The organism is Sphingomonas humi (genome assembly GCF_039536725.1).
GTDB classification, from domain to species: Bacteria; Pseudomonadota; Alphaproteobacteria; order Sphingomonadales; family Sphingomonadaceae; genus Sphingomicrobium; species Sphingomicrobium humi.
The window spans coordinates 85,763-100,597 of record NZ_BAAAZD010000001.1 but is presented as its reverse complement, the minus strand read 5'-3'; the positions used below and the strand labels follow the sequence as shown (position 1 = coordinate 100,597).

Genomic DNA, 14,835 nt, shown 5'->3' with positions numbered 1-14,835 from the left:
GTGGCCCCGGCTCTCGCCGGGGCACCATCATCAGCCGAAGGTCCGCGACCACCAGCCCTTGCGGGCGGGCTGGGACGATCCTTCCTCGGGTCCTGCTTCCGGCGCAGTGGAAGCAACCTCGTCGGTCGCACCAACGCTTTCGAGGACCGGCTCAGCGGCAGGTTCGGCCGCAGCTTCGGGCTCCGGGGCAGCTTCGGCTTTCTTGGCGCGCGAGCGGCGCTTGGGCTTGGGCTTCTCCTCGGCGGCAGCTTCCTGCGGCGCGGGATCGGCCGGAGCCTCGGGCGCACTCACCTCGAGCGCGGGGGCGAGAGCCTCCGCTTCGGCGGCAACCGCATCGGCCTTGCGCGCCCGCGGACGACGACGCGCCTTGGGCTTCTCCTCGGCAACCGGCTCGGCTTCGGGCTGGGCCTCGACGACCTCGGGCGAAGGGTCTTCGCTCGGAACCGGCTCGACCATCGGCGCTTCGCCCGCTTCGGGAGCGAGGTCCTCGCCGCCTTCCTGGCGCTCACCTTCCTCGCGGTCACGGCCGCGGCCACCCCTGCGACGACCACCGCGACGGCCACGACGCTTGCGCCGTTCGTCTTCGCTACCGGCCTCGTCTTCGACTGCCGGAGCGTCGCCGCCCTCTGCATCGAGCTCGGCGGGCTGCTGGCGATCCTCGTCCTCGTCGGAACCTTCGGCCTGCTGAAACTCGCCGCCTTCGCTTTCGCCATCACGGCGACGGTTGCGGCCACCACGGCGGCGGCGGCGGCGGCGGCGCGAGCGGTCCTCGTCGCTTTCATCGCGTGCACCACGTTCGCCGCGCTCTTCGCGCTGCTCGATCTCGTCTTCCTCGAACTCGTCGAGGATTTCCTCCTCGTCGACCTCGGGCTCGTCGTCGATCGGGGCGGGCGCCGCAAGCTGGCGCACCGGGACGATCGGGCGCGGGCCCGAACTGTCGACCGCCATGCGCGCACCCTCGAACGAGGGATCGACCAGCACTTCGACCGAAACGCCATAGCGCGCTTCGATGTCGGCCAGTTCGGCGCGCTTCTTGTTGAGGACATAGACCGCGGCTTCGCTTCCGGCGCGCAGGCAGACCCGGTCGCCGCGGCCACGGGCCGCTTCGTCCTCGATCATGCGCAGCGCGCTGAGGCCCGCCGACGAGGCGGTACGCATCAGGCCGGTGCCTTCGCAATGCGGGCAGGCCTTGGTCGAGGCTTCCAGCACGCCGGTGCGCAGGCGCTGGCGGCTCATTTCCATCAGGCCGAAGCTGCTGATCCGGCCAACCTGGATGCGGGCGCGATCGTTCTTCAGCGCCTCCTTCATCGCCTTCTCGACCTTCCGGACATGGCTGTTCTGTTCCATGTCGATGAAGTCGATGACGACGAGGCCGGCCATGTCGCGCAGCCGCAGCTGGCGGGCGATTTCCTGCGCCGCCTCGAGGTTGGTCGCGAACGCGGTCTGCTCGATATTATGCTCGCGCGTCGACCGGCCCGAGTTGATGTCGATCGAGACCAGCGCCTCGGTCGGGTTGATGACGATGTAGCCGCCGCTCTTCAGCTGGACGAGCGGATGATACATCGCCGCCAGCTGATCCTCGACGCCGTAGCGCTGGAACAGCGGGGTCGCATCATTGTGCGACTGCACCTTCTTCACGTGGCTCGGCATCAGCAGCTTCATGAAGCCGCGCGCCGCCTTGTAGCCGTCCTCGCCCTCGACCAGCACCTGGTCGATGTCGCGGTGGTAAAGGTCGCGGATGGCGCGCTTCACCAGGTCGCTGTCGCGGTAGATGAGCGCGGGCGCGCTCGACGACAGGGTCTTCTCGCGCACCTCGTCCCACAGCCGGGCAAGGTAATCGAAATCGCGTTTGATCTCGGTCTTGGTGCGCTCGAGGCCCGCGGTGCGGACGATCAGGCCCATCGTCTCCGGCAGCTTCAGGTCGGAGATGATCGACTTCAGCCGCTTGCGGTCGGAGCCGTTGGAAATCTTCCGGCTGATCCCGCCGCCGTGCGAGGTGTTGGGCATCAGCACGCAGTAACGGCCTGCGAGGCTGAGGTAGGTGGTCAGCGCGGCGCCCTTGTTGCCGCGCTCTTCCTTGACGACCTGGACCAGCAGCACCTGGCGGCGCTGGATGACGTCCTGGATCTTGTAGCGGCGGCGCAGATTGAGGCGCTTGCGGCGCACCTCGTCGGCGGCTTCGTCCTTGCGGCTGCGGCGGCCGCCGCGACGCGGGCGTTCGCCGTCTTCCGGATCGCCCTGGTTGTCGTCGTTTTCGCCGTCGAGCTCGCCTTCCGGCTCTTCGGGGCGATCGTCGTGGCCGTCGTCCTCGTGGTGCGGGTCGAGCGGACCGTCCTCGTCCTCGTCATGATCCTCGGCCTCGGAGCGCAGGCGCTCTTCTTCCGCGGCATGTTCGGCCTCTTCGCGCAGAAGCGCTTCGCGGTCGGACTTGGGAATCTGGTAATAGTCGGGATGGATCTCGCTGAAGGCGAGGAAACCGTGGCGATTTCCGCCATAGTCGACGAAGGCCGCCTGAAGCGACGGTTCGACCCTGGTTACCTTGGCGAGATAGATATTGCCTTTGAGCTGCTTGTGCTCGGCGGATTCGAAGTCAAACTCCTCGATCCGGTTCCCCTGGACGACGGCGACCCGGGTCTCTTCCGGGTGGCGCGCGTCGATCAGCATGCGCGTGGTCATTGAATAGTCTCCGGGCGCGCGCCCTGAACAGGGTCAGTCTGCGCGCGCGTGTTGCGGCCATCGCCGGCGCAGTAGGGCCGGCGGAAATGGCGATCAAAGTGGGTGCATCTGCTGATGTTTGCTCTCCGGCGATCGCCGGAAAACGCGCGTCGCTGCTCTCTTCGGCAGGATCAACAAGCGCGTTCTTGAACTTCATGGATCAGCATCAACCTGTACGACGCCGGTAGTGCCGCCCTGTCATCGGACCCCCGGCTATGATCCGGGCCCAGGCCAAGGATGGCCGGTACGGACAAACTGGTTCGTAGCAGCCTCCTTGCCGCGGAGCAACGCCGCGCTAGGGTCGCGCAAATGCGCCGCCCGTCCCGAACTGTTCTGCTCCTGTCGCTGCTCGGCGCGGGCGTGGTCGCGCTCGCGGCCACGGTGTTGTTCAGCCGCGAAGGCGAACAGCGCGGGCTCGACCTCGCCGTCGCTGGCGAAGCGCGCCAGGGCGGCCTCAGCATCGCCTTGTCGCCGGCGGTCGCCGACGTCCGCATCATCGAGGCGCGAACGCCGGGACGGCCGCTGGTGGTGATCGATGCCGGTCACGGTGGCCGCGACGGCGGCGCGCCGGGCGCGAGCGGGGCTACCCGCGAAAAGGACGTCACCTTGCTGATCGCGCGCGAACTGCGCGACGAACTGGCGCGCCGCGGGCGGGTCAGGCTCGCGCTGACCCGCGACGGCGACACCTACCTCACCCTTGACGATCGCGCGGCGATTGCCCGCCGCCTCGGTGCCGGCCTGTTCATCGCCATTCACGCCGACAGTGCGCCCAACCCTTCGGCGCGCGGGGCAACGGTTTATTCCCTGTCCGAAGTCGCCAGCGATGCCGATGCCGCGATGCTCGCCGCGCGGCAGAACGGGGAAGGGGCGGTGGCAAGCGTGCCCGAACCCACCGTCCGCGGCCTGTTGTCCGACCTTGCCGCGCGCGACGAAATGGATGCCAGCGCCGACTTTGCGCTGCGCGTTCTGCGCGAGGCGCGCGGAACCGTCCTCCTTCGCCCCGAACCGCATCGCTTCGCCGCGTTCCGCGTGCTCCGCCGCTCGGGCGCCCCGGCATTGCTGTTCGAGGCCGGCTACATGAGCAATGCGGCGGACGAGGCGACGCTTCTCGACCCCGTCAAGCGCGGCCAGATCGTGAAGGCACTGGCCCGCGCGGTGGAAGCGCAAGTCGCCGCCACGCGTTGATAAGAGAAGCGCTTTCCCCCGTCTTGCCAAGCGAGTAGAGCCGCCCCCCATGGACGCCGTAGCGACCTCTTCGACCCCGGCCTGGCTCGACCGCCACCATGCCGCCGCCGACCGCCTGCGTGCTGCCTGGGCGGGCAAGAGGTGGCTGCGGCTGCTCGGCTTTGGCGTGCTGGGACTCTACTTCCTGTTCGTGCTGGTGTGGCTGTTCTTCGCGGCCGGCCTGCCGTCGAGCGAGAAGCTGCTCGCCTATCAGCCGCCCCTTCCCAGTAACATCCGCGGCGTCGACGGGCAGCCGGTGGGCACCTTCGCTCGCGAGCGGCGGGTCGAACTCAGCTACGACGAATATCCACCGATGGTGATCCAGGCCTTCATCTCGGCCGAGGACAAGACCTTCTTCAGCCACGGCGGGATCGACTATCCCGGCCTCGTCGGTGCGGTCGGCGACTTCGCGCTGAAGAAGGCGACGGGCGGCTCGCGTGCCCGCGGCGGATCGACCATCACCCAGCAGGTCGCCAAGGCGCTTCTGCAGGACGACGAATATGCGGTCAGCCGCAAGATCCGCGAGGCGATCCTTGCCTTCCGGCTCGAAAATACGCTGACCAAGGAACAGATCCTCGAGCTTTATCTCAACCAGATCTTCCTTGGCCGTAATGCCTATGGCGTGCAGGCGGCGGCGCGGGCCTATTTCGACAAGGACGTCACCGACCTGACCTTGCCCGAAGCCGCCTACCTCGCGATCCTGCCCAAGGCGCCGAGCAATTACGATCCCCTGCGCCAGACCCAGCGCGCGCTCGACCGCCGCAACTATGTGCTGCGCGAAATGGTCAACAATGGCTTCATCTCGCAATCCGACGCCAGCGCCGCGGGCGCCTCGCCGCTCGGCACCATCCGCCTCGGCTCCAACGCCAAGTTCCGCGAAGTCGGCGGCTATTTCACCGAAGAAGTACGCCGCGAACTGCTGCGCAAATATGGCGAGGATGCCAAGGCCGGGCCGAACAGCGTCTATGCCGGCGGCCTGTGGGTGCGCACGTCGATGAACCCGCTCATGCAGGACGCTGCGGCCGAAGCATTGCGCGAAGGGCTTGCCACCTTCGATGGCGGACGCGGCTGGCGCGACACCGGGCTTTCCATCGACACCAATGGCGACTGGCGCGGGCAGCTCGACCGGGCCGCACTCGGCACCGGCTTTCCCGACTGGCGCAAGGCGGTGGTGCTCGACAAGGGTACTATCAGCGCACGGATCGGCTTCACGGACGGATCGACCGGCACGCTTGCGGCGGGCAATGCCATCATGCCCAAGCGGGGTGGGGGTGGCAGCGCCTATTCCAATCTGCGCGACGGCATGGTGATCATCGTCAAGCAGGTCGCGGGCGACAATTACGCCATCCGGTCCATCCCTGAGGTCGGCGGCGCCTTCGTCGCGGAGGAAGTGCGCACCGGCCGCGTGCTTGCCATGCAGGGGGGATTCGATGCGATCGGCGCGAGTTACAACCGCGCGACGCAGGCACAGCGCCAGCCTGGCTCCACCTTCAAGCCGATCGTCTATTACACCGCGCTCGCCAACGGCATGACCCCGGCGACGCTGATCGATGACGCGCCCTTCTGCGTGTGGCAGGGCGCTGGCCTCGGCAACAAATGCTTCCGCAACTTCGACGCCAATTATGCCGGCCCGAAGACGCTTCGCTGGGGCGTTGAACAATCGCGCAACCTGATGACCGTGCGTGCGGCCTCGCAGACCGGGATGGCCAAGGTGACCGACACCGCCCGCCGCTTGGGCGTCGGCGATTATCCCAACTATCTGTCGATCGCGCTCGGCGCCGGTGACACCACCGTCCTCAAGCTCACCAACGCCTATGCCATCCTCGCCAATCACGGCCGGGCGGTAATCCCCACGATCATCGATCTCGTCCAGGATCGCGACGGCAAGGTCATCTTCCGCACCGACAATCGCTGCGCGATCATGGAAGGCCGCTGCAATGCGCCCGACTGGGACGGCGGCGCCATGCCCCGTCCGCCCAGCCGCTCGCGGCAGGTGCTCGAACCGCAGGCCGCGTTCCAGATGGTCCACGTCATGACCGGCGTGATCGAACGCGGCACCGCGACCACGCTGCGCGATCTGGGTCGCCCGCTGTTCGGCAAGACCGGCACCACCACCGGCCCGACCAACGTATGGTTCGTCGGCGGCACCCCCGACGTCGTCGCCGGCACCTATATCGGCTACGACCAGCCGCGCTCGCTCGGCGGAGCGGCGCAGGGCGGACGCATCGCCGCGCCGATCTTCAAGCAATGGGCGCAAGCGGCTTTCAAGGACGTGCCACCGACGCCCTTCGTCGCGCCAAAGGGTATCCGCATGGTCCGCATCGACCGCGTCACCGGGCGCCGCGTGTTCGGCACCTTCCCGGTCCGCGAGGATCCCAAGTCGGCGGTGATCTGGGAAGCCTTCCAGCCCGAGAGCGAACCGCGCCGCACCCTTCGCCGCGCCGGCGAGGAAACCGAACTCGCCGATGCCGCAGCCAAGGCCGCTCCCCGCCGCAAGGCGCCGCCGCGCCCACGCGACCAGGCGGTGAAACCAGCCGAACCCGCCAAGGCCCAAGAGGACTTCTTGGCAAGGCAGGGCGGAATCTACTAGGACGCCGCCAGCATCCGCTCGTTCGAGCGCCCGGCTCCGCGCGGTGCCTGAGTGAAAGGACTTCTCTGACATGCGCGCCGAAGCGCAGGCCCACATCGACCAGGTCAATGCCGCCACCGCCCTGCTGCGCCGCTTCCTCGACTGGGATCGCGCGCTGAAGCGGCTCGAGCAGCTGAACGGCAAGGTCGAGGATCCGGCCCTGTGGAATGACCCCAAGGCCGCGCAGGAGGTGATGCGCGAACGCCGCCGGCTGGAAGAAGCGATCGCCGCGACGCGCAAGCTCGAAAGCGAGCTCGCCGACACGGTCGAGCTGATCGAGATGGCCGAAGCCGAGGGCGACGAGGGCCTCGTCGACGATGGCATGATCGCGCTGTCCGACCTTGCCGAACGGGCCGAGCGCGACAAGGTCGCGGCGCTCCTCGCGGGCGAGGCGGATGCCAACAACAGCTACGTCGAGGTGAATTCTGGCGCCGGCGGCACCGAAAGCCAGGATTGGGCCGGCATGCTCCAGCGCATGTATAGCCGCTGGGCCGAACGCCACGGGATGAAGGTCGAACTGGTCGACTTCCACGCCGGCGAGCAGGCCGGTATCAAGTCGGCGACCCTGCTGATCAGGGGCGAAAATGCCTATGGCAATCTCAAGGTCGAAAGCGGCGTCCACCGTCTCGTCCGGATCAGCCCCTACGACAGCTCGGCGCGCCGGCACACCAGCTTCGCCTCGGTCTGGGTCTATCCGGAAGTCGACGACGACATCGACATCGAGGTCAACGAAGGCGACCTCAAGATCGACACCTACCGCGCCTCGGGCGCCGGCGGGCAGCACGTCAACACGACGGACTCGGCGGTGCGCATTACCCACTTGCCCACTAACATCGTGGTGCAGTGCCAGAACCAGCGCTCGCAACACAAGAACAAGGCCGAGGCGATGAAGCAGCTCAAGGCCCGGCTTTACGAGGCCGAGCTGCAGCGTCGCGAGGCCGAGGCCAACAAGACCGAGGCGGCCAAGACCGACATCGGCTGGGGCCACCAGATCCGCTCTTACGTCCTGCAGCCCTACCAGCTAGTCAAGGATTTGCGCACCGGCGTCACCTCCACCGCGCCGGGCGACGTGCTCGACGGCGACCTCGACCGCTTCATGGCCGCTGCGCTCAGCCAGCGCGTGACCGGCGAAAAGGTCGAGGTGGAGGACGTCGACTAGGATGCATGAGCAATCATCGTTCGTCCTGAGCGAAGTCGAAGGACGCAGGCGCAGACGCCCTTCGAATTCGCTCAGGGCAAACGTGCTGTTGCTGGGATGCGCCCTCCTCGCAGGCTGCCGCGCCCAGAGCGAGCCGGCGAGTTTTCCGCCCGCCGGCCGCGATGTCGCGCCGATCGTCTCCGATGCTTTCTCGACCGAGGACGTGCGCGACCGCGTCGGCGAATTCGAGGCGGTGGTCGCCGCGGCCGAAGTGAAGCCCGGCATGTCGGTCGCCGACATCGGCGCTGGCGAGGGCTATTATACCGTGCGCCTGTCCCCCCTCGTCGGAATCCGCGGACGGGTGCTGGCGCAGGACATCGTGCCCGAAGTCCGCGACCGGCTGGCCGAGCGCGTCCAGCGCGAAAAGCTCGACAATGTCGCGGTGCGCCTCGGAGAGCCGAGCGATCCCAGCCTTCCTCCTTCCAGCCTCGACCGCATCTTCCTCGTGCACATGTATCACGAGGTGACCGACCCATACGCCTTCCTGTGGCACCTCATCGGCGGACTGCGGCAGGGCGGCGAAGTGGTGGTGGTCGACGCCGACCGGCCGGTGAAGCGCCACGGAATTCCTCCCGCGCGCCTCAAGTGCGAACTCGCGGCACTCGGCCTCAGCCTGCAGCGCTTTGAGCGCCTTCCGGGCGGGGACAGTTATTTCGCCGCCTTCCGCATCGCCGCACCGCGCCCCGCGCCCGCCGCGATCAAACCCTGCGCGATGCCCGAATGACCATCGCCTTCGGCGACTTCGCCAAAGTCGAGATCCACGCCGGCACCATTGTCGCCGCCGAATCCTTTCCCGCAGCGCGCAAGCCCGCGTTCAAGCTGACCATCGACTTCGGTCCCGGGATCGGCACCCGCCGCAGCTCGGCGCAGATCACTGCGCTCTACACGCCCGAGAAACTGGTGGGGCGGCAGGTGATCGCCGTCACCAACTTCGCGCCGCGCCAGATCGGCCCCTTCATGAGCGAGGTGCTGGTGCTCGGCCTGTCGGATTCGGACGGCCGCATTACACTGCTCGCGCCCGATCATCCGGTCCCCGACGGCGCGCGGATGCACTAGGGCCGCAAGTCCGGCTTCCCTACGGCCGGCATCACTCCTATCTCAGGGCCAGGCATAGAGTAGGGGTTGAACAGCAGACATGCGCGTAGCCAAAGCCATCTGGGGGCTCCTGGTCGGGGTCAAGGACGCGCTTGTCCTCCTCTTCATGCTGATCTTCTTCCTCGGGCTCTACGCCCTGTTGTCCGCACGGCCGACGCCCTCGGTCAGCGACGGCGTGCTGGTGATGAACCTGCGCTCAGGCGTGGTCGAACAGCCCGCCGAACAGGATGCCTTCGCGCTCGCCGGGGGCAGTTCGGGACCGGGTCCCCTGGCGCTTCGCGACGTGCGCGCCGCGCTCCTCAAGGCCAAGAGCGATGACCGGGTGAAAGCGGTCGCGCTCGACCTCGACGGTTTTTCGGCCGGGCAGACGGTCGTAGCCGACATCGGCGAGGCGCTAGACGAAGTGCGGCGCAGCGGCAAGCCGGTGCTTGCCTACGCCACCGGCTATGCCGATCGTGGCTATCAGCTCGCGGCGCATTCGAGCGAGATCTGGGTCAATCCGATGGGCGGCGTCCAGCTCAGCGGCCCGGGCGGCAACAACCTTTATTTTGCCGGCCTGCTCGAAAAGCTCGGCGTCACCGCCAATGTCTTCAAGGTCGGCAAGTTCAAGAGCGCGGTGGAGCCCTTCACCCGTTCCGACATGAGCCCCGAAGCCCGCGAAAACGCGCAGGCGCTGGCCGGCGCCCTGTTCGAAACCTGGCGCGATGACATCCGCAAGTCGCGGCCCAAGGCGAACGTCGATCTCGCCCTCAAGCAGCCGGTGCAATTGGTGCAGGCTTCGGGCGGCGACTTCGCGGCGGCGTCGAAGCGGGCGGGGCTGGTCGATACGGTCGGCGATCGCCGCGCCTTCGACAAGCGCCTCGCCGACCTCGGCGGCGTCGATGAAAAGCTCGCCGGCGGCTACAAGCGGATCCGCCTCGATCGCTATATCGCGGCTGAAGTCCGCCCCGATCGCGGGACGGGGCCGATCGGTGTCGTGACCGTCGCGGGCAACATCGTCGACGGCAAGGCGCCGCTTGGCACGGCGGGCGGCGACAGCATCGTCGAGACGATCGAGAAGGGCCTGCGGTCTGGCAAGATCAAGGCACTGGTGGTCCGCATCGACAGCCCCGGCGGGTCCGCGCTTGCCTCCGAACGCATCCGCCAGGCCCTGCTGGCTGCGCGCGAGCAGAAGATCCCGGTCGTCGCCTCGATGGGCAATGTCGCGGCCTCGGGCGGCTATTGGGTCGCGTCGGGCGCGCAATATGTGTTCGCCGAGCCCTCGACCATCACTGGCTCGATCGGCGTGTTCGGCATCCTCCCCAGCTTCCAGGGCAGCCTGAGCAAGCTTGGCATCAACGCCGACGGCGTCGCCACCACACCGCTGTCGGGGCAGCCCGACCTGTTCAAGGGGATTTCGCCCGAAGCCGGCCAGCTGATCCAGCTCGGTGTCGAAAGCACCTACGGCAAGTTCCTGAATATCGTCGGCGAAGCCCGCCGCAAGACCCCGCAACAGGTCGACGCCATCGGCCAGGGCCGCGTCTGGTCGGGCGGGCAGGCGCGCCAGATCGGGCTGATCGACCAGTTCGGCGGGATGGACGAAGCGGTCGCCAAGGCGGCCGAGATGGCCGGGCTCGATGCCGACAATCGCGGGCTCACCTATCTCGACCGCAAGGGCAGCTGGCGTGCCGAACTGGCAGGTCTCCTGCGTAACGACGACGATGAAGCGAGCGAGAACGACCCCTTCGCGTCAATCCGCGCCAATCCCAATGCGCTTGCCGCATCGGTGCTGCAGGAGGCCGAGCTGCTGCTTGGCGGCCCGACCATCCAGGCACGCTGTCTCGCCTGCGGTCCGGCCGACGTTCGCCCGGTCTCTGCGGTCCCCCGGCAGGGCTGGCTCGCCCGCCTCCTCGCCCTGCTGAGCTGACCGCCGCGGTGGGGAGGGCGATTGCTCTTCCCGCTCTCTTCGGCTAAGGGCGCGCTCGTCGTTCCGGGTGGAAGAACCCGGGTGCGCGCCGTCAGCAGCTGTTCGTCGTCCTTTACCACGGCCAATCGCTCGGTCCGGCGCCGCGCCCGATGCCAGCCGGCACGGCCCGTTCGTCCCGCATGAGGCGGGTGAACGGCCTTACAGCAACGCTTGCCAGGTCCGCCTTATGGAAAGCCTGCCCATTACGGGAAGGCTGGCGGCAAACTTGACCGAGCACGAAAAGGACTACCCATACTCATGGCCACTGTTGCCAATCCCACGCGCGACGATTTCGCCGCGCTCCTCAACGAAAGCCTTGGCGGCGAGAACGAGGCCTTCGAAGGCCGCGTCGTCATCGGCACCGTCACCGCGATCGAGAACGACCTTGCGGTCATCGACGTCGGCCTGAAGAGCGAAGGCCGCGTTCCGCTGCGCGAGTTCGCCGCCCCCGGCCAGAAGGCCGAGCTGAAGGTCGGCGACCAGGTCGAAGTGTTCGTTGACCGCGTCGAGAACTCGCAGGGTGAAGCGATGCTCAGCCGCGACCGCGCCCGCCGCGAAGCCGCCTGGGACAAGCTAGAAGGCGAATTCGCTGCCGGCAACCGCGTCGACGGCGTGATCTTCGGCCGCGTCAAGGGCGGCTTCACCGTCGACCTCGGTGGCGCCGTTGCCTTCCTTCCGGGTTCGCAGGTCGACATCCGCCCGGTGCGTGACGTCCAGCCGCTGATGGACCTGCCGCAGCCGTTCCAGATCCTGAAGATGGACCGTCGCCGCGGCAACATCGTCGTGTCGCGCCGCGCGATCCTCGAGGAAACCCGCGCCGAGCAGCGTTCGGGCCTGATCCAGAGCCTCGCCGAAGGCCAGGTCATCGAGGGCGTCGTCAAGAACATCACCGACTACGGCGCCTTCGTCGACCTCGGCGGCATCGACGGCCTGCTGCACGTCACCGACATCAGCTACAAGCGCGTCAATCACCCTTCGGAAGTGCTGGAAATCGGCGCCACCGTGAAGGTGCAGATCATCCGCATCAACCGCGACACCCAGCGCATCAGCCTCGGCATGAAGCAGCTCGAGAGCGATCCGTGGGAAGGCGCCACCGCCAAGTATCCGGTCGGCGGCGTGTTCCAGGGCCGCGTCACGAACATCACCGAATATGGTGCGTTCGTTGAGCTGGAAGCCGGCATCGAAGGCCTGGTCCACGTCTCCGAGATGAGCTGGACCAAGAAGAACGTCCACCCGGGCAAGATCGTCAGCACTTCGCAGGAAGTTGAGGTCAAGGTTCTCGAGGTCGACGGCGAAAAGCGTCGCATCAGCCTCGGACTCAAGCAGGCCCAGACCAACCCGTGGAGCGACTTCGCCGAGAAGCACCCGGTCGGCAGCCAGGTCGAGGGCGAAGTCAAGAACGCCACCGAGTTCGGCCTGTTCATCGGCCTCGAAGGCGACGTCGACGGCATGGTCCACATGTCGGACATCGCCTGGGGCGTGTCGGGCGAGGAAGCGCTTCAGCTTCACCGCAAGGGCGAGACCGTGGAAGCGGTCGTGCTCGACGTCGATGTCGAGAAGGAGCGCATCAGCCTCGGCATGAAGCAGCTCGAGCGCGGCGGTGTCGCGGCGGGCGGTGCGACCGGCGGCGACGGCGCGCGCAAGGGTGAGGTCAAGACCGTCACCGTGCTCGAAGTCATGGACGGTGGTCTCACCGTGCAGGTCGACGAGGATGGCCCGACCGGCTTCATCAAGCGCTCGGACCTCGGCCGCGACCGCGACGAGCAGCGTCCGGAGCGCTTCCAGGTCGGCCAGAAGTTCGACGCCATGGTCACCGGCACCGACCGGTCCAAGAAGCCGACCTTCTCGATCAAGGCGATGCAGATCGCCGAAGAGAAGCAGGCAGTGGCGCAGTACGGCTCGTCCGACTCGGGCGCGTCGCTCGGCGACATCCTCGGTGCCGCTCTCGAGCGCGCCAACAAGAAGTAAGCCTGAACGGGGCGGCATCTTCGGGTGCCGCCCTTTTCATATCGCGGCCAGGCGGCGGCTGCGGCGCTCGGCCTTCGGGGCCTGTGCCATAATTTAACAAGTCGCGGCGGGCACTTGCGGTGGCGGGCACAATCTGACAGCTTGCTCAAAGCCGCGGGTGGGGGCCCGTGATTGAAGCGCATATGCGGGGTAGATGATGATCCGTTCGGAACTGGTGAGCAAACTCTGCCACGACTTTCCCGATCTTTCGCAGCGCGAGATCGAACTGGTCGTCACCGGCATCTTCACCGAAATCACGGCGCAGCTCGCCAAGGGCGGCCGAGTCGAACTGCGCGGCTTCGGCGCCTTCTCGACCCGCAGTCGCGATGCCCGGACGGGCCGCAATCCGCGCACTGGCGAACAGGTCGCGGTGGACGCCAAGAAAGTGCCCTATTTCAAGCCCGGCAAGGAAATGCGCGAGCGTCTGAACCTGTCGGAAGTAACCGCCGAATAGCATTCCGCAGGGATCGCGCCACGATCCCCACAAGTCGTCATTGCGAACGCAGCGAAGCAATCCACGGCGCTGTCCGCCGGATCACCGCCCGCCGCGTCCAATAAGACTTCGGCGGACCGGTCAGCTTCGCCCAGCCATGAACCGCTCGACCTCGTCGGCCGTCCGCGGGATCGCAGTGCTCATCCGCTGCGCGCCGGTTTGGGTGACGAGGTACATGTCCTCGATCCGGATCCCTTCATTGTCGACCTGCGAGTAGAGCCCCGGCTCGATCGTCATCACCGCGCCCGCGGGAATGGGCAGCGACTGGTCCCACGCGTCGTGGACGTCGAGCCCGACCTGGTGCCCGAGCCCGTGGTAGAACTGGTCGATCCTCCCCGCCTTGCGGAACACCTCCTTGGCCGCTTCCGCAAGGTCGTAATAATAGACCCCGGCCTTCAGCCGCGACGCGGCGGCTTCCTGCGCTGCAAGCACCAGGTCGTAGGACGCACGCTGGCGCGCATTGAAACGCCCGTTCGCCGGGAAGGTGCGGGTGATGTCGGTCGCATAGCCGCCGACGCTCGCCGCCGCATCGACCAGGATGAGGTCGCCGTCGCGGATCGCGCCGCCCCCGCCGACATAATGCAGCGACGCCGCGTTGCGGCCCGAACCGACGATGCTGCTGTAGGCGAGGCCTTCGCCGCCGCCCTCCCGAAAGCCGGCTTCGATGATGTCCTTCAACTGGCGTTCGCTCATGCCGGGCTTCACCCCCCGCATGCCCGCCATATGGCCGCGCGCGGTCGCCGCCAGCGCGCGGCGGATCAGCGCCAGCTCCGCCGGGTCCTTGACCAGCCGCATCCCGGTCAGGATCTTGCTGCTGTCGGTGATCTTCACCCCCGGCATGCGCTGCGCGACCTTGCCGTACATCTCCAGCACCTTGGGCATCGGCGAATCGGGACCGACCACCGGGCCGAGGAAATGAAGCTCCTTGTTCTGGCTGGCGAGCGCGGTGACCACCGATCCGACCGCGCTGGCGCGTTGCACCCGCTGGAAGCCTGTCCGCCGCTCCAGTTCCGCACCGAGCGGGAGGCGTTCGATCTCCCACCGTTCCACTTCCGGATCGCGGGACGGCAGGAACAGATATTCGCGGACGTTGCGTTCACCTGGGGCCAGAACGAGCACCGCATCGGGCTCATCGACGATTCCCGTCAGCCAGGCGAAATCGGCGTTCTGGGTGAACGGGCTTTCGACCGCCGAAATGCCGCTTGGCTTGCCCGCGCCGAACAGCAAGGCGACGCCGCCGCCAAGTTTCTCCATCAGTCGCCGGCGACGTTCCTGGAACACGCCGGGCGGGAAGGGGGCGGTGCCTGCCGGGGTGCCATAGCCGGCCGGCGGAAACACCTGCGCACGCACCGGCAGCGCCGCGGTGGCGGCGGCCAGCCCGGTCATGGCCACGCGGCGGCTGATCATCATGTTCATGTCGGTCCCCCCTGAATCCGCCGGAGGCTCGCACGCGCGGCCGCCGTCTGCAAAGGAAAAGGCGGCTTCCACTCAGGGCCAGGCTCGGCCATGCTCGCGTCATTCGTCGACCT

10 protein-coding genes are annotated in these 14,835 nt (G+C 67.4%); 8 read left to right on the top strand and 2 right to left on the bottom strand.

Annotated elements, in window-relative coordinates; translation table 11 throughout:
* Positions 1 to 30: 30 nt before the first annotated feature.
* Positions 31 to 2,676, bottom strand: a complete 2,646-nt coding sequence (locus tag ABD729_RS00385; protein ID WP_344708172.1) for an Rne/Rng family ribonuclease — start codon at positions 2,674 to 2,676, stop codon at positions 31 to 33.
* A 348-nt stretch (positions 2,677 to 3,024) separates the two neighbouring features.
* Between ABD729_RS00385 and ABD729_RS00380 the strand changes: the two genes are divergently transcribed.
* The 8 genes from ABD729_RS00380 (at position 3,025) to ABD729_RS00345 (ending at position 13,267) form a co-directional block, all read left to right on the top strand.
* Positions 3,025 to 3,900, top strand: coding sequence for an N-acetylmuramoyl-L-alanine amidase family protein (locus ABD729_RS00380; RefSeq protein ID WP_344708171.1), 876 nt, complete (start codon positions 3,025 to 3,027; stop codon positions 3,898 to 3,900).
* Positions 3,901 to 3,949: 49 nt separating this feature from the next.
* Positions 3,950 to 6,529 (top strand): penicillin-binding protein 1A, encoded by a 2,580-nt coding sequence (locus ABD729_RS00375; protein WP_344708170.1) that lies wholly within the window; start codon positions 3,950 to 3,952, stop codon positions 6,527 to 6,529.
* A 70-nt stretch (positions 6,530 to 6,599) separates the two neighbouring features.
* Positions 6,600 to 7,727: a peptide chain release factor 2 gene (gene prfB / locus ABD729_RS00370; RefSeq protein ID WP_344708169.1), complete on the top strand. Its 1,128-nt coding sequence runs from the start codon at positions 6,600 to 6,602 to the stop codon at positions 7,725 to 7,727.
* 82 nt (positions 7,728 to 7,809) lie between these two features.
* Positions 7,810 to 8,490, top strand: coding sequence for a class I SAM-dependent methyltransferase (locus ABD729_RS00365; protein ID WP_344708168.1), 681 nt, complete (start codon positions 7,810 to 7,812; stop codon positions 8,488 to 8,490).
* Positions 8,487 to 8,822 carry a tRNA-binding protein gene (locus ABD729_RS00360; protein WP_344708167.1) on the top strand — a complete coding sequence of 112 codons (336 nt, stop codon included), beginning with the start codon at positions 8,487 to 8,489 and terminating at the stop codon, positions 8,820 to 8,822. Before ABD729_RS00365 ends, ABD729_RS00360 begins: the two co-directional genes overlap by 4 nt.
* A gap of 79 nt (positions 8,823 to 8,901) precedes the next feature.
* Entirely contained in the window at positions 8,902 to 10,767 is a 1,866-nt protein-coding gene (gene sppA, locus ABD729_RS00355) for a signal peptide peptidase SppA (protein ID WP_344708166.1), read from the top strand.
* Positions 10,768 to 11,064: 297 nt separating this feature from the next.
* On the top strand, positions 11,065 to 12,774 hold the full coding sequence (gene rpsA, locus ABD729_RS00350) for a 30S ribosomal protein S1 (protein WP_344708165.1): 1,710 nt from the start codon (positions 11,065 to 11,067) through the stop codon (positions 12,772 to 12,774).
* Between the two features lie 196 nt (positions 12,775 to 12,970).
* Positions 12,971 to 13,267 carry an integration host factor subunit beta gene (locus ABD729_RS00345; RefSeq protein ID WP_344709600.1) on the top strand — a complete coding sequence of 99 codons (297 nt, stop codon included), beginning with the start codon at positions 12,971 to 12,973 and terminating at the stop codon, positions 13,265 to 13,267.
* A 120-nt stretch (positions 13,268 to 13,387) separates the two neighbouring features.
* Here the strand turns inward: ABD729_RS00345 and ABD729_RS00340 are convergent, their stop codons facing one another.
* A complete protein-coding gene (locus ABD729_RS00340; RefSeq protein WP_344708164.1) occupies positions 13,388 to 14,722 on the bottom strand; it encodes an aminopeptidase P N-terminal domain-containing protein in 1,335 nt (444 codons plus the stop codon).
* Positions 14,723 to 14,835: the final 113 nt, after the last annotated feature.

Bases quoted from the DNA above. Each gene is read 5' to 3' on its own strand.
- ABD729_RS00360 (WP_344708167.1), top strand. From the start codon at position 8,487: ATGACCATCGCCTTCGGCGACTTCGCCAAAGTCGAGATCCACGCCGGC.
- ABD729_RS00340 (WP_344708164.1), bottom strand. From the start codon at position 14,722: ATGAACATGATGATCAGCCGCCGCGTGGCCATGACCGGGCTGGCCGCC.
- sppA (WP_344708166.1), top strand. From the start codon at position 8,902: ATGCGCGTAGCCAAAGCCATCTGGGGGCTCCTGGTCGGGGTCAAGGAC.
- ABD729_RS00345 (WP_344709600.1), top strand. From the start codon at position 12,971: ATGATCCGTTCGGAACTGGTGAGCAAACTCTGCCACGACTTTCCCGAT.
- ABD729_RS00385 (WP_344708172.1), bottom strand. From the start codon at position 2,676: ATGACCACGCGCATGCTGATCGACGCGCGCCACCCGGAAGAGACCCGG.
- ABD729_RS00375 (WP_344708170.1), top strand. From the start codon at position 3,950: ATGGACGCCGTAGCGACCTCTTCGACCCCGGCCTGGCTCGACCGCCAC.
- rpsA (WP_344708165.1), top strand. From the start codon at position 11,065: ATGGCCACTGTTGCCAATCCCACGCGCGACGATTTCGCCGCGCTCCTC.
- prfB (WP_344708169.1), top strand. From the start codon at position 6,600: ATGCGCGCCGAAGCGCAGGCCCACATCGACCAGGTCAATGCCGCCACC.
- ABD729_RS00380 (WP_344708171.1), top strand. From the start codon at position 3,025: ATGCGCCGCCCGTCCCGAACTGTTCTGCTCCTGTCGCTGCTCGGCGCG.